14 protein-coding genes and 1 pseudogene are annotated in these 16,285 nt (G+C 58.9%); 11 read left to right on the top strand and 4 right to left on the bottom strand.

What is annotated here, in order from left to right:
* The 6 genes from AACY11_RS24125 to AACY11_RS24100 all read left to right on the top strand — a co-directional run bounded on the left by AACY11_RS24125 (position 1) and on the right by AACY11_RS24100 (position 7,309).
* On the top strand, positions 1-1,074 hold the full coding sequence (locus tag AACY11_RS24125) for a microcin C ABC transporter permease YejB (RefSeq protein ID WP_095190979.1): 1,074 nt from the start codon (positions 1-3) through the stop codon (positions 1,072-1,074).
* A 1-nt stretch (position 1,075) separates the two neighbouring features.
* A complete protein-coding gene (locus tag AACY11_RS24120) occupies positions 1,076-2,095 on the top strand; it encodes an ABC transporter permease (protein ID WP_339495869.1) in 1,020 nt (339 codons plus the stop codon).
* Between the two features lies 1 nt (position 2,096).
* Positions 2,097-3,707, top strand: coding sequence for an ABC transporter ATP-binding protein (locus tag AACY11_RS24115; protein WP_339495868.1), 1,611 nt, complete (start codon positions 2,097-2,099; stop codon positions 3,705-3,707).
* A 19-nt stretch (positions 3,708-3,726) separates the two neighbouring features.
* Positions 3,727-4,521: an enoyl-ACP reductase FabI gene (gene fabI / locus AACY11_RS24110; protein ID WP_007910591.1), complete on the top strand. Its 795-nt coding sequence runs from the start codon at positions 3,727-3,729 to the stop codon at positions 4,519-4,521.
* Between the two features lie 242 nt (positions 4,522-4,763).
* Positions 4,764-6,140 (top strand): cystathionine beta-synthase, encoded by a 1,377-nt coding sequence (locus AACY11_RS24105; protein ID WP_339433730.1) that lies wholly within the window; start codon positions 4,764-4,766, stop codon positions 6,138-6,140.
* Positions 6,137-7,309, top strand: a complete 1,173-nt coding sequence (locus AACY11_RS24100; RefSeq protein WP_339433729.1) for a cystathionine gamma-synthase — start codon at positions 6,137-6,139, stop codon at positions 7,307-7,309. Before AACY11_RS24105 ends, AACY11_RS24100 begins: the two co-directional genes overlap by 4 nt.
* A 404-nt stretch (positions 7,310-7,713) precedes the next feature.
* On the opposite strand, the gene AACY11_RS24095 is transcribed toward AACY11_RS24100, so the two are convergent.
* A complete protein-coding gene (locus AACY11_RS24095; RefSeq protein ID WP_339466437.1) occupies positions 7,714-8,712 on the bottom strand; it encodes a bile acid:sodium symporter family protein in 999 nt (332 codons plus the stop codon).
* An 84-nt stretch (positions 8,713-8,796) separates the two neighbouring features.
* Between AACY11_RS24095 and AACY11_RS24090 the strand changes: the two genes are divergently transcribed.
* Both AACY11_RS24090 and AACY11_RS24085 read left to right on the top strand, forming a co-directional pair.
* Positions 8,797-9,585: an AraC family transcriptional regulator gene (locus AACY11_RS24090; RefSeq protein ID WP_339495866.1), complete on the top strand. Its 789-nt coding sequence runs from the start codon at positions 8,797-8,799 to the stop codon at positions 9,583-9,585.
* Positions 9,586-9,757: 172 nt separating this feature from the next.
* Positions 9,758-10,738, top strand: coding sequence for a TerC family protein (locus AACY11_RS24085; protein ID WP_339433726.1), 981 nt, complete (start codon positions 9,758-9,760; stop codon positions 10,736-10,738).
* Between the two features lie 41 nt (positions 10,739-10,779).
* Here AACY11_RS24085 and AACY11_RS24080 read toward each other — a convergent pair whose 3' ends face one another.
* Positions 10,780-11,880 carry a polyamine ABC transporter substrate-binding protein gene (locus AACY11_RS24080; RefSeq protein WP_339495864.1) on the bottom strand — a complete coding sequence of 367 codons (1,101 nt, stop codon included), beginning with the start codon at positions 11,878-11,880 and terminating at the stop codon, positions 10,780-10,782.
* A gap of 250 nt (positions 11,881-12,130) precedes the next feature.
* Positions 12,131-12,817 carry a cytosine permease gene (locus AACY11_RS24075; RefSeq protein ID WP_339433724.1) on the bottom strand — a complete coding sequence of 229 codons (687 nt, stop codon included), beginning with the start codon at positions 12,815-12,817 and terminating at the stop codon, positions 12,131-12,133.
* 324 nt (positions 12,818-13,141) lie between these two features.
* Between AACY11_RS24075 and AACY11_RS24070 the strand changes: the two genes are divergently transcribed.
* The 3 genes from AACY11_RS24070 to AACY11_RS24060 all read left to right on the top strand — a co-directional run bounded on the left by AACY11_RS24070 (position 13,142) and on the right by AACY11_RS24060 (position 15,159).
* Positions 13,142-13,627, top strand: coding sequence for a flavin reductase family protein (locus tag AACY11_RS24070; protein ID WP_339495863.1), 486 nt, complete (start codon positions 13,142-13,144; stop codon positions 13,625-13,627).
* A 153-nt stretch (positions 13,628-13,780) separates the two neighbouring features.
* Complete coding sequence (locus tag AACY11_RS24065; RefSeq protein ID WP_339466441.1) at positions 13,781-14,824, top strand: LLM class flavin-dependent oxidoreductase; 1,044 nt, start codon at positions 13,781-13,783, stop codon at positions 14,822-14,824.
* Between the two features lie 101 nt (positions 14,825-14,925).
* Complete coding sequence (locus AACY11_RS24060; RefSeq protein WP_339495862.1) at positions 14,926-15,159, top strand: hypothetical protein; 234 nt, start codon at positions 14,926-14,928, stop codon at positions 15,157-15,159.
* A gap of 208 nt (positions 15,160-15,367) precedes the next feature.
* Here the strand turns inward: AACY11_RS24060 and AACY11_RS24055 are convergent.
* Positions 15,368-16,018, bottom strand: a pseudogene (locus tag AACY11_RS24055) (DUF2931 family protein); the annotation flags it as partial.
* Positions 16,019-16,285 lie beyond the last annotated feature (267 nt).

The following is a 16,285-nucleotide window of genomic DNA, read 5'->3' as shown; positions in this document are numbered from 1 at the left end:
ATGCTGGCGTATATTTTTCGGCGACTGCTGCTGATCATTCCCACCCTGTTCGGCATTTTGCTGATCAACTTCGTGATCATCCAGGCCGCGCCCGGTGGGCCGGTGGAGCAGATGATCGCCAAACTCGAAGGCTTCGAAGGCGCCACCAGCCGCATTGCCGGCGGTGGCGCCGAAGTGTCGGTGGCGGGCTCCTCCTATCGCGGCGCGCAAGGCCTGGACCCGGCGCTGATCAAAGAAATCGAGCACATGTACGGGTTCGATAAATCGGCGCCGGAACGGCTATGGATCATGGTCAAGAACTACGCGTCGCTGGACTTCGGCGACAGTTTTTTCCGCGATGCCAAGGTCATCGACCTGATCAAGGAAAAGATGCCGGTGTCGATCTCCCTGGGGCTGTGGAGCACGTTGATCATGTACCTGGTGTCAATCCCGCTGGGGATCGCCAAGGCCACACGACACGGCAGCCATTTCGACGTCTGGACCAGTTCGGCAATCATCGTCGGCTACGCGATCCCCGCGTTCCTCTTTGCGATTCTGTTGATCGTGGTGTTTGCCGGCGGCAGTTATCTGGACTGGTTTCCGCTCAGGGGGCTGACCTCGAACAACTTTGATGAGCTGAGCCTGGGCGGCAAGATCCTCGATTATTTCTGGCACCTGGCATTGCCGGTGACCGCGCTGGTCATCGGTAACTTCGCGACCATGACCCTGCTGACCAAAAACAGCTTCCTGGACGAGATCAACAAGCAATACGTGGTCACCGCCAAGGCCAAGGGCCTGACCCGCCATCGCGTGCTTTACGGCCATGTGTTCCGTAACGCCATGCTGCTGGTGATTGCCGGTTTCCCGTCGGCGTTCATCGGCATCTTCTTTACCGGCTCGTTGTTGGTGGAAGTGATTTTTTCCCTCGATGGCCTGGGCCTGATGAGTTTTGAAGCGGCGATCAACCGCGATTACCCGGTGGTGTTCGGCACCCTGTTCATCTTCACCCTGCTGGGGCTGGTGGTGAAACTGATCGGCGACCTCACCTACACCCTGGTCGATCCGCGCATCGACTTCGAAAGCCGGGAGCATTGAGATGAACCTGTCCCCTCTCAACCGCCGCCGCTTCGAATTGTTCAAGGCCAACAAACGTGGCTGGTGGTCGCTGTGGCTGTTTCTGATCCTGTTCGGGTTGAGCCTGGGCGCCGAGCTGATCGCCAACGACAAACCGCTGGTGGTGCATTACGACAACAATTGGTATTTCCCGGCAATCAAGCGCTACCCGGAAACCACCTTCGGCGGCGAATTTCCGCTGGAAGCCAACTACAAGAGCCCGTACATCCGCAAACTGCTCGAAGCCAAAAAGGCTTGGGTGCTGTGGGCGCCAATTCCGTATAGCTATCAAAGCATCAACTACGACCTGAAAGTCCCGGCCCCGGCCCCACCGTCGGCGGACAACCTGCTGGGCACTGACGATCAGGGCCGCGATGTGCTGGCGCGGGTGATTTACGGCTTCCGTATCTCGGTGCTGTTTGCCCTGACGTTGACCGTACTCAGCTCGATCATCGGCGTACTTGCCGGGGCCCTGCAGGGCTTCTACGGCGGCTGGGTCGATTTGGCCGGCCAGCGTTTTCTGGAAATCTGGTCGGGTTTACCGGTGCTGTATTTACTGATCATTCTCGCCAGCTTCGTCCAGCCCAATTTCTGGTGGTTGCTGGGGATCATGTTGCTGTTTTCATGGATGAGTCTGGTCGACGTGGTACGTGCCGAGTTCCTCCGTGGCCGCAACCTCGAGTACGTGCGCGCAGCCAGGGCACTGGGCATGCAGAACGGCGCGATCATGTTCCGCCACATCCTGCCCAACGCCATGGTCTCGACCATGACTTTCATGCCGTTCATCCTCACCGGCGCCATCGGCACCCTCACCGCGCTGGACTTCCTGGGTTTCGGCTTGCCGGCCGGCAGTCCGTCGCTGGGTGAACTGGTCGCTCAGGGCAAATCCAACCTGCAAGCGCCGTGGCTGGGCATCAGTGCCTTCGCCGTGTTGGCGCTGATGCTGAGTTTGCTGGTGTTTATCGGCGAGTCCGCTCGCGATGCCTTCGACCCGAGGAAGTGAAATGAGTCAGGACAATCTGATCGAAGTGCGCGACCTCGCCGTCGAATTCGGTTTCGGTGAGCGCGTACACCGGGTCGTCGAAGGTGTGAGTTTCGACATCAAGCGCGGCGAAACCCTGGCCTTGGTCGGCGAATCCGGCTCGGGCAAATCGGTGACAGCGCATTCGATTCTGCGCTTGCTGCCCTACCCGATGGCCCGCCATCCGGCCGGCAGCATCAATTACTCCGGGAAAAATCTGCTGAGCCTGAGCGAAAAGGCCCTGCGTCACATCCGCGGGAACCGCATCGCGATGATCTTTCAGGAGCCGATGACGTCGCTCAACCCACTGCATTCGATTGAGAAGCAGATCAACGAGGTGCTGGGCATCCACAAGGGCCTGACCGGCAAAGTCGCGACCCAGCGCACGCTGCAATTGCTGGAGATGGTTGGCATCCCCGAGCCCCACAAGCGCCTCAAGGCCCTGCCCCACGAATTATCCGGTGGCCAGCGCCAGCGGGTGATGATCGCCATGGCCCTGGCCAATGAGCCGGAACTGCTGATCGCGGACGAACCGACCACCGCCCTGGACGTGACCGTTCAGCTGAAAATCCTCGATTTGCTCAAGGAGCTTCAGGCGCGATTGGGCATGTCGCTGCTACTGATCAGTCACGATTTGAACCTTGTGCGAAGAATTGCGCATCGCGTATGTGTCATGCAGCGCGGTTGCATCGTCGAACAGGCATCGTGCGAAGAGCTGTTCCGTTCGCCGCAGCACCCGTACACTCGGGAATTGCTCGGCGCAGAGCCCAGCGGAGGCCCGGCGACCAATGAAATCGGGGCGCCGCTGCTTGAAGTCGAGAACCTGAAAGTCTGGTTTCCGATCAAGAAAGGCTTGCTCAAGCGCACGGTGGATTACGTCAAGGCAGTCGATGGTATCCATTTCAGCTTGCCTCAGGGGCAGACGCTGGGGATTGTTGGCGAAAGCGGATCAGGTAAATCCACGCTGGGTCTGGCGATTTTGCGGCTGATCGGCAGCAAAGGCGCGATCCGCTTTGAAGGCAAGCAGCTAGACTGCCTGACGCAGAACGAGATTCGTCCGTTGCGTCGGGAGATGCAGGTGGTGTTTCAGGACCCGTTTGGCAGCCTGAGCCCACGAATGTGCGTGAGCGACATCGTTGGCGAAGGCCTGCGGATTCACAAGATGGGCACCGCCGCCGAGCAGGAAGCGGCGATTATTGCGGCATTGAAGGAGGTAGGTCTGGATCCGGAAACCCGGCACCGCTACCCCCACGAATTTTCCGGTGGGCAACGGCAGAGAATCGCCATTGCCCGGGCTTTGGTGCTCAAACCGGCGCTGATCCTTTTGGACGAGCCGACGTCGGCGCTCGACCGGACGGTGCAGCGGCAAGTGGTGGAGCTCTTGCGTTCACTGCAAGCCAAGTACAACCTGACGTATTTGTTCATCAGCCATGATCTGGCTGTCGTCAAAGCGCTGAGCCACCAGTTGATGGTGGTCAAGCATGGCCAAGTGGTCGAACAGGGGGACGCGCAAAGTATCTTTGCCGCCCCTCAACATCCGTATACACAGCAGTTGCTGGAAGCCGCTTTTTTGGCACCAGCCACTGCGCAATAACCTGAAAGAGGAGCAACACATGGGTTTTCTCGCCGGTAAGCGCGTACTGATCGTCGGTGTCGCCAGCAAGCTGTCCATCGCATCCGGCATCGCTGCCGCCATGCATCGCGAGGGCGCTGAGCTTGCCTTCACTTATCAGAACGACAAACTCAAAGGTCGTGTCGAAGAATTCGCCCAAGGCTGGGGTTCGAGCCCTGAGCTGTGCTTCCCGTGCGACGTGGCCAGCGATGAAGAAATCGCCAAGGTCTTCGAAGCATTGAGCAAGAAGTGGGACGGCCTGGACTGCATCGTCCACTCCGTTGGTTTCGCCCCGGGCGATCAACTGGACGGCGACTTCACCGAAGCCACCACCCGTGACGGTTTCCGCATCGCTCACGACATCAGCGCCTACAGCTTCGTGGCCCTGGCCAAAGCTGGCCGCGAAATGATGAAAGGCCGCAACGGCAGCCTGCTGACCCTGTCGTACCTGGGCGCAGAGCGCACCATGCCGAACTACAACGTGATGGGCATGGCCAAGGCTTCGCTGGAAGCGGGCGTGCGTTATCTGGCCGGTTCCCTGGGCCCGGACGGCACCCGCGTCAACTGCGTATCGGCTGGTCCGATCCGCACCCTGGCCGCTTCCGGCATCAAGAACTTCCGCAAGATGCTGGCCGCCAACGAAGCGCAAACCCCACTGCGTCGCAACGTCACCATCGACGAAGTCGGCAACGCCGGCGCCTTCCTGTGCTCCGATCTGGCGTCGGGCATCAGCGGTGAAATCATGTACGTGGACGGCGGTTTCAACACCACCGCCATGGGCAACATCGAAGAGTGATCTTCGGTTAGCCGATAAAAAACGCCAATTCAGATGGCGTGAAAACCTGGCAATCGGCTAAGTGCTCAAAAAAATGCTCCGTATCGAAAGATGCGGAGCATTTTTCGTTATGGCCTGAGCCCGGTCAGCACTTTCCCGATGAGACTGTTCAAAGGTTGCGGGCAAGTCTGTCCGGGCCTATGTTGCAAACGAGGCTTTTCCTCGCGAACGGAACGCGATCCATCACCAACAAGAGGTGAAGAATGTCAAAGGAATCCCGCCCCGCCGTCCTTGGGCTGATAGGAAATACACCGCTGGTACAAGTCACCCGCTTCAATACCGGGCCATGCACGCTGTTTCTCAAACTTGAATCACAAAACCCCGGCGGCTCGATCAAGGATCGCATCGGCCTGGCGATGATCGACACCGCCGAACGTGATGGTCGCCTGCAACCCGGCGGCACGATTGTCGAAGCCACGGCCGGCAATACCGGGCTGGGCCTCGCACTAGTCGGCCGCGCCAAGGGTTATCGCGTGGTGCTGGTGGTGCCAGACAAAATGTCCACCGAGAAAGTCCTGCACTTGAAAGCCATGGGTGCCGAGGTGCACATCACCCGCTCGGATGTCGGCAAGGGTCATCCCGAGTATTACCAGGACGTCGCGGCGCGGTTGGCGAAAGACATTCCCGGCGCGTTTTTCGCTGATCAGTTCAACAACCCGGCCAACCCGCTGGCCCATGAGTGCAGCACCGCGCCGGAGATCTGGGCGCAGACCGAGCATGATCTGGATGCGATTGTGGTCGGCGTCGGTTCGGCCGGCACGCTGACCGGACTGACCCGCTTCTTCAAACGCGTGCAACCGGATCTGGAGATGGTTCTGGCCGATCCGGTGGGCTCGGTGATGGCTCAATACAGCCGCGACGGCACGCTGCCCAAACCCGGTTCCTGGGCGGTTGAAGGCATTGGCGAAGACTTCATTCCGTCGATCACCGACCTCTCCAGCGTCCGCCACGCCTACTCGATCAGCGATGAAGAAAGCTTCGATCACGCCCGCCAATTGCTGCGCGCCGAGGGCATACTCGGCGGCTCGTCGACGGGTACCCTGCTCGCAGCGGCCTTGCGTTATTGCCGCGAACAGACCGAACCGAAACGCGTGGTGAGTTTCGTCTGCGATACCGGCACGCGCTATTTGTCCAAGGTCTACAACGATCAGTGGATGACCGATCAGGGCCTGTTGCAGCGCAAGGGCTACGGCGACTTGCGCGATCTGATCGCACGGCGTTTCGAGGACGGCCGGGTGATCAGCGTCGGCCCCGGCGACACGTTGCTGACCGCGTTCCAGCGCATGCGCCTGGCGGATGTCTCGCAGTTGCCGGTACTGGTTGAAGGCAAGGAACTGGTCGGCGTGATCGACGAATCGGACATCCTGCTGGCCGTTCACGAAGATGCCGCTCGCTTCAGCCAATCGGTCTCCAGCGTGATGACCGACAAACTGCAAACCCTCGCCCCCGGTGCGCCCCTCGCTGAGCTGGAATCAGTGCTCAGCCGCGGCCTCGTGGCAATCATCGCCGATGCTTCAGGCTTTCATGGCCTGATCACCCGCACCGACATGCTTAACCAATTACGGAGATCCCTCGCATGAGTCAGCACGACAAGAATGCCCAAGGTTTCGCGACCCGGGTGATCCATGCCGGGCAGGAACCGGACCCGACCACCGGCGCGCTGATGCCGCCGATCTATGCCAACTCCACTTACCTGCAAGACAGCCCCGGCGTGCACAAGGGTTTTGACTACGGCCGCTCGCACAACCCGACGCGCTTTGCGCTGGAACGCTGCGTGGCGGATCTGGAGGGTGGCACCCGTGCATTTGCGTTCGCTTCCGGGCTGGCGACGATCTCCACGGTACTGGAATTGCTCGACGCGGGTTCACACGTCATTTCCGGCAACGACCTGTACGGCGGCACCTTCCGGCTGTTCGACAAGGTGCGTCAACGCAGCGCCGGGCATCGTTTCAGCTACGTCGATCTGACCGACCTCTCAGCGTTCGAAGCGGCGCTGCAGGAGGACACGCGTATGGTCATGGTCGAAACACCGACCAACCCATTGCTGAGCCTGTCGGATCTGGCCGCCATTGCCCGCCTCTGCCGGGCCCGCGGGATCATCACGGTTGCCGACAACACCTTCGCCAGCCCGTATATCCAGCGGCCGCTGGAGCTGGGTTTCGACATTGTGCTGCACTCGACCACCAAGTACCTGAACGGTCACTCCGATGTGATCGGCGGCATCGCGGTCGTCGGGCAGAACGCCGAACTGGCCGAGCGTTTGGGCTTTTTGCAGAATGCGGTCGGCGCGATCGCCGGGCCGTTCGATGCGTTTCTCACGTTGCGCGGGGTGAAAACCCTGGCGCTGCGCATGGAGCGTCATTGCAGCAATGCGCTGGATCTGGCGCAGTGGCTGGAGCATCAGCCGCAGGTCAAGCGTGTTTATTACCCGGGCCTGCCATCCCACCCGCAGCACGAACTGGCCAAGCGACAGATGCGCGGCTTCGGCGGGATGATCGCCGTGGACTTGAACAGCGATCTGGCCGGTGCGCGGCGTTTTCTGGAAACCGTGAAGATCTTCGCCCTGGCCGAAAGCCTCGGCGGCGTCGAAAGCCTCATCGAGCATCCGGCGATCATGACCCACGCCACCATTCCACCTGAAACCCGCGCAAAACTGGGCATTGGTGATGGGCTGGTGCGTTTGTCCGTCGGTGTCGAAGACATCGAGGACTTGCGCGCCGATCTGGCCCAAGCACTGACGAAAATCTAGTCCGGCAAGCACGACAAAGCCCGCACGATGCGGGCTTTGGTATTCGAGTAGGCGGCCAGTGCTGGTCTCTGGCTTACAAGGTTTATCAGGCTTCTCACAGTACCGGACCAAATTGAAAAGGTACGGTCTCGGCTGCTTCACACGGCGTAAGGGCTGGATCTCAGCGCGGAGATCTTTCTAACCGTGTACCCTTCGGAACGCGCCCCACGTCCCCTTGCTATCCGCTTGCGCATCAGTCTGCGTCTTCGCCTACATCTTTGTAGCCTAGCAAAGCGACGCGAGCACGGATGAGTGTTTTTAGACTGATTGGTTCTTGCGGCTGCCTGCAAGGAAGCGAACGCTCTATCTTCAAACATCATCCTCACGGAGTGCGGCGCCCAGAAAATCAGGGCGTTCGGTTTTGATCACGGATCCACCTGCGCCATCAATTCCGGCACCGACTCCGGCCGTTTCGCATAGCGCTGCGCCAACACCGCGCAGACCATCAGTTGAATCTGATGGAACAGCATCAGCGGCAGGATCAGCACGCCGATGGTGCTCCCGGCAAACAACACCTGCGCCATCGGCACGCCGGTGGCCAGGCTCTTTTTCGAGCCGCAGAACAAAATGGTGATGCGGTCTTCCTGGCTGAAGCCAAACGCCTTGCCCAGCAGCGTCGACGCCACCAGTACCAGCGCCAGCAAGATGCAGCACACCACCACCAGCCCCAGCAGATCGGCGATTGGGATCTGATGCCAGATACCTTCGTTGACGGCTTCACTGAACGCGCCATAAACCACCAGCAGAATCGAGCCTTGATCGACAAATTTCAGCCAGTTTTTGTTGCGCCCCACCCACGCACCAATCCAGCGCCGTGCGACCTGCCCGGCAATGAAGGGCAGCAGCAGTTGCACACTGATTTTCAGGATCGCATCGAGGGTCGAACCGCCGTCGCCCTGCACGTCAAGCAACAACGTCACCAGTAACGGCGTGAGGAAAATCCCGAACAGGCTGGACGCCGCTGCGCTGCAAATCGCCGCTGGAATATTGCCCCGCGCCAGCGAAGTGAAGGCAATGGCCGACTGCACCGTGGCTGGCAAGGCGCACAGGTAAAGCATGCCCATGTACAGCTGATCACCGATCAACGGTGACAGCAGCGGTTTCAGCGCCAGACCCAATAGCGGGAAAAGGACAAACGTCAGGCCGAACACCAGCAAATGCAGGCGCCAGTGACCCGCACCGGCAATAATCGACTCGCGGGAAAGTTTGGCGCCGTGGAGGAAAAACAGTAGCGCGATGGCAATGTTGGTCAACCAGCCAAAACCGACCGCGACCTGGCCGCTGGCGGGCAGAAAACTGGCCAGCAACACAACGCCAATCAGCGTCAGGGTGAAGTTGTCGGGCAAAAATCGTGGGCGCGTCATGGTGTGTTCATCCGGGGGTTGCCAGTGCGTGCCGACGACTCTAACGTGACAGGCCATTACCGACTAACGCCGAAGAGCCCGCAGATGCCGCCTAAAGGACACACAAAGAGCATCCGACGCAGCATTCCCGGGCTGCCCAGCCTGCCGCGCCCACTGTACGGGCGCACCGAATCGCTGCCCAATCGTGCGCTGACCCGTCGCCACAGCCACCCTTGGGTGCAACTGTCTTACGCCATTCAGGGCTTGCTCGAAGTACAGACCAGCGCCGGACGTTTCGTTGCGCCGCCGGAGCGCGCCGTGTGGATTCCGGCCGGCGTGCCGCACCGGGTATTCAGCTCACCGCACACCGAGATGCGCAGCCTGTACATCGATTGCAGTGTCGCCGGTTGGGCGGTTGGGCATTGCCATGTGCTGGGCGTCAGCGATTTGCTCAGGGAGCTGATCCGCGCGTTCAGCCGGGTGCCTGTGGAATACGACCAGAACGGCGCCCATGGACGCTTGGCGCAAGTGATCCTCGATCAATTGGCCGAGGCACCCCAGATTGATCTGATGCTGCCGCTGCCTCAGGACGCACGTTTGCGGCAGATCTACCAGAGCCTGGAGCAGCATCCGGAACAGCAAACCACACTAAGCCACTGGAGCGAGAAATTCGGCGTCACCGAAAAGACCCTGACACGCCTGTTCCTGCGCGATACCGGCCTGACCTTTCGTGCCTGGCGCCAGCGCTTACGCCTGCTCGGCGCCCTGACGCCATTGGAGAAAGGTGAACGCGTTACCGACGTCGCGCTGGCCTGTGGCTACGATTCGACCTCGGCGTTTATCGCGGCGTTTCGCCAACAGTTCGGCGAAACGCCAGGGGAGTTTTTTCGTTAATCAGCGAACCGCCAGCGACTCCAGAAGATCGCCGCTGCGACCCGACACTTCGTTTTTTACGAACTCTCCCCCAGAAATAAACGATTTTTCTTTGGCGCAAACTCGTCGCTAGCATGGCCTCGTCTGACCCTCACTCAAACAAAGCTCGTACAACAAAGACAGGGAGCGCGACATGCCTGCCACGAACATCAATATCGGCGAACCCTGGATGTGGGGCGCCTTCATCGTCTTCGTACTCGCCATGCTGGCACTGGATTTGTTTGTGTTCGGGGGGCGCAAGGCGCATCGCGTCTCGGTGCGCGAAGCCTTGTCCTGGGTCATTGCCTGGTGCTTGTTGGCATTGAGTTTCGCGGGGTTGCTCTGGTGGTACCTGAACGGCACGTTCGGCGGCGAAATCGCCCGGCAGAAAACCCTCGAATTCCTCACCGGTTACCTGATCGAGCAATCGTTGTCGATCGACAACATGTTCATCTTCGTGATGATCTTCAGCTACTTCGCCGTGCCGCCGGAGTTGCAGCGCCGGGTGCTGCTGTACGGCGTGCTCGGGGCGATCGTGATGCGTGCGGTGATGATTTTTGCCGGCGTGTGGCTGGTGTCGCAGTTCGAGTGGCTGCTGTATGCCTTCGGCGTGTTTTTGATCATCACCGGGGTCAAGATGCTGGTGTTCGCCGAGCAACAACCGGATCTGGAAAAAAACCCTTTGCTGCGCTGGGTCCGCGGGCACATGCGGATCACCAAGGACTTTCATGGCGAGCGCTTTTTCGTGCTGCAAAACAGCGTGCGCTGGGCCACACCGATGTTTCTGGTACTGGTGTTGATCGAAGCGAGCGACCTGATGTTTGCGGTCGACAGCATCCCGGCGATCTTCGCCGTCACCACCGACCCGTTCATCGTGTTCACCTCGAACATCTTCGCGATCATGGGCCTGCGGGCGCTGTATTTCCTGCTGGCAGACATGGCTGAGCGCTTTCATCTGCTCAAGTACGGGCTGGCGATTGTGCTGGTGTTCATTGGCGCCAAGATGACGTTGATGCCGTGGCTCCACATGCCGGTGGAGTGGTCGCTGGCGGTGGTGGGTGTGGTGATTCTGGGCTCAGTGTTGTTGAGCCTGATGATGACCAGAGAAAAAACGCCGGAAAAACAATCTCCGTAAATCCATGTGGGAGCAAGCTGCTCCCACAAGGTTATGTGCTGCTATTTATCGGACTTGATACTGGTCCAGACGCGGGTGCGGACGCGCTCAAGCTTTTGCGGCAATGGCTGAACCACGTAGAGCGTTTTCAGCGCTTCGCTGGTCGGTGTCAGGTTCGGGTTGCCGGTGATGTCCTTGTTGATCAGCGCCATCGAATCCTTGTTCGCGTTCGGGTAACCGAGGAAATCGCTGATCGGTGCAATCACCTTCGGATCCAGCAAAGTGTTGAGGAATTCGTGGGCCTCGGCGACGTTCTTCGCGCTCTTGGGAATGGCGAAGGTGTCGAACCAGATCGGCGCGCCTTCCTTTGGCAAGCGCCAGTCAACCACTACGCCGTTTTTCGCCTCCTTGGCGCGATTGCCGAACTGGTAGAAGCTGCCGGAGTAACCGATGGCCACGCAGATGTCGCCGTTGGCGATGTCGGTCATGTACTTGGCCGAGTTGAAATAGGTTACGTAGGGGCGAACCTTGAGCATCAGCTCCTTGGCTTTTTCATAGTCGGCCGGGTTCTGGCTGTTCGGATCGAGGCCCAGGTAATGCAGGGCCAGCGGCAGGATTTCTGTCGGCGAATCAAGCATCGCTACACCGCAGGATTTGAGCTTTTCCATGTTCTGCGGCTTGAACACCAGATCCCAACTGTCCACCGGCGCATTGTCGCCCAATGCAGCCTTGACCTTGGCCGGGTTGAAGCCGATCAGCACGGTACCGACCATGTAAGGCACGCCGTACTGGTTGCCCGGATCGTTCTTGCCCAGCAGTTTCAACAGATCCGGATCCTGGTGGCTCCAGTTCGGCAGTTTCGATTTATCCAGTTTCTGAAACACCCCAGTCTTGATCTGCGTTTCAAGGAACTGGTTCGACGGCACCACCAGGTCGTAACCGGAGTTGCCGGTCAGCAGTTTGGCTTCCAGCGATTCGTTGGTGTCGAAGGTGTCCCAGGTCACTTTGATACCGGTTTTCGCGGCGAAATCCTTGGGCACCGACGGCAGGATGTAGTCCGCCCAGTTATAGACGCGCAGCTCGCGCTGCTCGGCCTGAACGGCGCTGGCCAGCAGCGTCAGCCCACACACGGTGGCGCCCAGAATGCGTTTCATCGTGACCATGGTTGTTTCCCCAAAATGCGGCGTGAGTCGATGGTTTTTATGTTCTGTACACGGCAGCGGCTTTAAAGGTAGCCAAGGGTAATAAAGTTTCAGCGTCTCGTTGTGGCATTGATTCTTGCTGACAGCGGCGCCTGAGCACAGTGGGGGATGGGCCAAAAGGGGATCGATATGGCCAATTTGAATGACCACCGGGATGCGGAAACAACAATGCCCGGCAGTTTTGCCGGGCATTGTCAGGTCGAGGATCAACTCAGTCGGTGTAACCCAACTTGACCGCCCTGCTCTGCCCGGTCTGACTCTGGCCACGCGTCGCCAGGCAGTAATAAAGAGGAATCGTCACCACCAGGCCAACCAGCCACGACAGATCCGCACCGTCGACCAGATTGGCGTAAGGCCCGACGTACAGTGAAGTATTGGCGAACGGCAACTGCACGACGATGCCGATGAAATAGGCAATGATCGCGTGCAGATTGAAGCGTCCGTAAATGCCACCGTCAGCACGGAAAATCGAGGTGATGTCGTAGCAGCCGCGTTTGATCAGGTAAAAGTCGATCAGGTTGATCGACGCCCACGGCACCAGCAACAGCAACAGCGCCAGAATCAAACCGATGAACTCGGAAATGAGATCCGCCGAAGCGCCGAGTGCGACCATGCAGCATCCCGCCAGGATCACGTGCGGAATGCCCATGGGCGGGCCTTGTGCCGACGCCAGGGCGATCACCACGCCACCGATCATGTGCCCCAGCACAATCGCCAGCAGCCCCCAGAACAAGTCGAGATGGAACACCTGAACCACCATGGCGCCGGTGACGATGGGCAGTGGCGCAATGTTGGTGCTGAACCAAAGGGTGAAAAGGTCGCGGGCCTTCCCGTGGCGTTCCGCGAGTGGGACGTAGTCGACCGTGTGATTCTCGATCAACGGATCTTGCCGGGACATATGCATGAACTCGAGTTTGTCTGTTCTTATCGTTGTATGAAGCCAAACCGGGAGGACTCTTTGGTCGCCCCTAAGATGCAAGCCATATTATGGTATTCCAATAACCTCACAAGACTGGCCCGCAGTTCACGGTGCTATCTGATCCGCCATCCTCGCTGAAACAGCGGCCTGGCAAATAGCTTAAAAGCCCGTAAACGTTGAGTTTACGACGAACGCGGCACGTTCATCGGTTCAGCTTAAAAGCCCTTGCAAAGATAAAATTGTGGTATACCATCAGACCAATAAACACATAAAAACAGCGTCACACCACCCGAGGACTGTCCAATGATCGATGCCGCCATCTACAAACAAGTCATGGGCTCGTTCCCGTCCGGCGTAACCGTTATCACCACCCTGGACGATGACGGTCAGATTGTCGGTCTGACCGCCAGCGCCTTCAGTTCATTGTCGATGGACCCGGCGCTGGTGCTGTTCTGCCCCAATTACAGTTCTGATTCCTATCCCGTGCTGATCAAGAACAAACGCTTTGCGATTCACGTTCTGTCCGGCGGCCAACAAAGCGAAGCCTACGCGTTCGCCCGTAAAGGCAAGTACAAAGCGCAAGGCATCGAGTGGACGTTGAGCGAACTGGGCAACCCGATCCTGGCCAACGCGACGGCTATCATCGAGTGTGAGCTGTGGCGCGAATACGAAGGCGGCGACCACGCCATCATGGTCGGCGCGGTGAAGAATCTGATCGTCCCCGAGCAGCACACCGGGCCGCTGGTGTATTGCCACGGCAAGATGGGCGCCCTGCCCGTCCTGGCCTGAGCAAAGTTTCAGCCCCACACAGACCCACTGTGGGAGGGGGCTTGCTCCCGAAAGCGATGTGTCAGCCACCAGAGATTTCGATTGATCCACCGCATTCGCGAGCAAGCCCGCTCCCACACGTAGCCTCAACAACAAAAGATCCGAGGAAGCGTCATGAAATTTTCCCTGTTCATCCACATGGAACGCTGGGACGAAAGCGTCAGCCACCGCCAACTGTTCGAAGACCTCACCGAACTGACCCTGATGGCCGAGGCCGGTGGTTTCAGCACCGTGTGGATCGGCGAACACCACGCGATGGAATACACCATCTCGCCAAGCCCGATGCCGCTGCTGGCCTACCTCGCGGCGAAAACCACCACCATCCACCTCGGCGCCGGCACCATCATCGCGCCGTTCTGGCACCCACTGCGGGTCGCCGGTGAATGCGCGTTGCTCGATGTCATCAGCAACGGCCGCATGGAAGTCGGTCTGGCACGCGGCGCCTATCAAGTCGAATTCGATCGCATGGCCGGCGGCATGCCCGCATCAAGTGGCGGCCAGGCCCTGCGCGAAATGGTCCCGGTGGTCCGCGCCCTGTGGCAAGGCGACTACGCGCACAACGGCGACATCTGGAAATTCCCCACCTCCACCAGCGTGCCCAAACCGATCCAGAAGCCGAACCCGCCGATGTGGATCGCCGCCCGCGACCCGGACTCGCACAACTTCGCCGTGGCCAACGGCTGCAACGTCATGGTCACGCCGCTGATGAAGGGCGACGAAGAAGTCCTCGACCTGAAGAACAAGTTCCAGACTGCGCTGGACAACAACCCCGACGTGCCGCGCCCGCAATTGATGGTGCTGCGCCACACCCACGTGCACTCGGCTGATAACCCGGACGGCTGGAAAGTCGGCGCGAAAGCGATCTCACGGTTCTATCGCACGTTCGATGCGTGGTTTGGCAACAAGGAGACACCGGTCAATGGCTTCCTCGCCCCGAGCCCGGAAGAGAAGTTCGCCGGGCGTCCGGAGTTTGAGCTGGAAAGCCTGCACAAAACGGCGATGATTGGTACGCCGGAAGCGATCATTCCGCGGATCAAGTACTACCAGGAACTGGGGGTGGATGAGTTCAGTTTCTGGTGTGATAACAGTCTGCCGCATGAGGAGAAAAAGAAGTCGCTGGAGTTGTTTATCAAGCATGTGGTGCCGGCGTTTCGTTGAGATTTCTTCTAACGTCTCTCTCATGAAAACGCCCGAATCTCTTCGGGCGTTTTTATTTTTCACCATGGCTCCTGGCGACACGTCGACCAGTTGCTATCTGAATGAAAGCACGCAAGCGCCTGCTGGCGCGCATCGATGAGCCCGACAAGAATTGGAAGTTCAGCAAGGCCGACATCGCCGAGCGCGAGTACTGGGACGACTACATGCAAGCCTATGGACATGCCCTGGGCGCGACCAGCACGGCGGACTCGCCCTGGTTCATCGTGCCGGCCGACAACAAGCACAACGCGCGACGATCGTGTCGAAGATCGTGCTCAATGCATTGGAAGGTCTGAAGTTAAGTTACCCGGCGGTCAATGCGGCGAGGCGGCAGGAGCTGAAAACGATTCGAAAACAGCTTGAGAAGTGAGCAAGTGCACAGGATGGGGATTGGGGGGCATTTTTGGCTGGTAGCGGATCGCTTGACTGACAACCACCTAGAAAAACGCCGACCGACAGAGCACAAAGCAAGGTTAGGAGGCGTTTCACAGGCGACGGGCGACGACTACCGTACGGAATGCCGTACTTGTCGATGTAACGCTTGGCCTTTTCACTCACTGGATAAGCGTATTGACCGCCGTTCTTACCCTGCTCCGGCCCTAACGGCTCCAATTCTGCTTGGGCGCGGGCAACTTTAACTGGGCGTCGACATAAATCCCTCACCCAAACCTGTACGACTCCACCTGGTGAAAGTCCCAAATAGACCGATGCCATAAACCGCGCAGTTTTTTCCGATGTTTCGGGGCAACGTTGGTGAGTGGATATCTCCATCACTTGTCTCGCCTCTTCTGGGATATCGACCCAAGCCCGGTAGGTTTTTTGTTCTGGTATTGATTGCCAACGTACGAAAATACGCTTTGGTAGACCTGCCCCAATCACGGGTTTCCCGGTGCCGCCAACTCCAATCCAGCCACGGGCGGACTCTTTTCCATCATCAGGTTCGGCACCACTTGCATTGCCTCCCCCCGCACGCAAGAAAGTTTTGCCGTTGATGTCTTCCACCGAGCTGTCTTCAACCCACACGTTCATGAAATTGGGTTTGATGAACGCCAGCTCCCACCAAGGATATTTGGGGTCATTCTCGCCCGAGTTGGTGTTTGTGACCTGACATCCCGTGAGGAGTAAAACGCCCAATAAGGCTACGGCTATTCTCATTACCAGAGCTTCCAATCAGCTACGTGCGGATGTTGTACACGAATGCCATCCTCGGTAGGCGCGTTGATGTAAACAGCCCGCAGGCCGCTACCGTCCCTTCTGCCTTGGGGGTGATTCCAATTGGCAGAGGCCCCCGGTGTCCCCCGGTGTCAGGATAGTTGTCGCCTCTCCGGTTTTTCCAAAAAAAGCATATCGGGGGCGGAAAGAGACTGGTCGTGCCGTACTATTCACCTGAACGCAGAGCCGCATTACTTAAGATGCTGCTTC

The organism is Pseudomonas sp. RA_105y_Pfl2_P56, assembly GCF_963970845.1.
Taxonomy (GTDB): domain Bacteria; phylum Pseudomonadota; class Gammaproteobacteria; order Pseudomonadales; family Pseudomonadaceae; genus Aquipseudomonas; species Aquipseudomonas baetica_A.
The sequence above is the reverse complement of the archived record's forward strand: the minus strand, read 5'-3'. Positions and strand labels throughout refer to the sequence as shown.

What these genes read in the sequence shown, in the direction of transcription:
- AACY11_RS24125 (WP_095190979.1), top strand. Translation starts at nt 1, where the DNA reads ATGCTGGCGTATATTTTTCGGCGACTGCTGCTGATCATTCCCACCCTG.
- AACY11_RS24120 (WP_339495869.1), top strand. Translation starts at nt 1,076, where the DNA reads ATGAACCTGTCCCCTCTCAACCGCCGCCGCTTCGAATTGTTCAAGGCC.
- AACY11_RS24115 (WP_339495868.1), top strand. Translation starts at nt 2,097, where the DNA reads ATGAGTCAGGACAATCTGATCGAAGTGCGCGACCTCGCCGTCGAATTC.
- fabI (WP_007910591.1), top strand. Translation starts at nt 3,727, where the DNA reads ATGGGTTTTCTCGCCGGTAAGCGCGTACTGATCGTCGGTGTCGCCAGC.
- AACY11_RS24105 (WP_339433730.1), top strand. Translation starts at nt 4,764, where the DNA reads ATGTCAAAGGAATCCCGCCCCGCCGTCCTTGGGCTGATAGGAAATACA.
- AACY11_RS24100 (WP_339433729.1), top strand. Translation starts at nt 6,137, where the DNA reads ATGAGTCAGCACGACAAGAATGCCCAAGGTTTCGCGACCCGGGTGATC.
- AACY11_RS24095 (WP_339466437.1), bottom strand. Translation starts at nt 8,712, where the DNA reads ATGACGCGCCCACGATTTTTGCCCGACAACTTCACCCTGACGCTGATT.
- AACY11_RS24090 (WP_339495866.1), top strand. Translation starts at nt 8,797, where the DNA reads ATGCCGCCTAAAGGACACACAAAGAGCATCCGACGCAGCATTCCCGGG.
- AACY11_RS24085 (WP_339433726.1), top strand. Translation starts at nt 9,758, where the DNA reads ATGCCTGCCACGAACATCAATATCGGCGAACCCTGGATGTGGGGCGCC.
- AACY11_RS24080 (WP_339495864.1), bottom strand. Translation starts at nt 11,880, where the DNA reads ATGGTCACGATGAAACGCATTCTGGGCGCCACCGTGTGTGGGCTGACG.
- AACY11_RS24075 (WP_339433724.1), bottom strand. Translation starts at nt 12,817, where the DNA reads ATGTCCCGGCAAGATCCGTTGATCGAGAATCACACGGTCGACTACGTC.
- AACY11_RS24070 (WP_339495863.1), top strand. Translation starts at nt 13,142, where the DNA reads ATGATCGATGCCGCCATCTACAAACAAGTCATGGGCTCGTTCCCGTCC.
- AACY11_RS24065 (WP_339466441.1), top strand. Translation starts at nt 13,781, where the DNA reads ATGAAATTTTCCCTGTTCATCCACATGGAACGCTGGGACGAAAGCGTC.
- AACY11_RS24060 (WP_339495862.1), top strand. Translation starts at nt 14,926, where the DNA reads ATGAAAGCACGCAAGCGCCTGCTGGCGCGCATCGATGAGCCCGACAAG.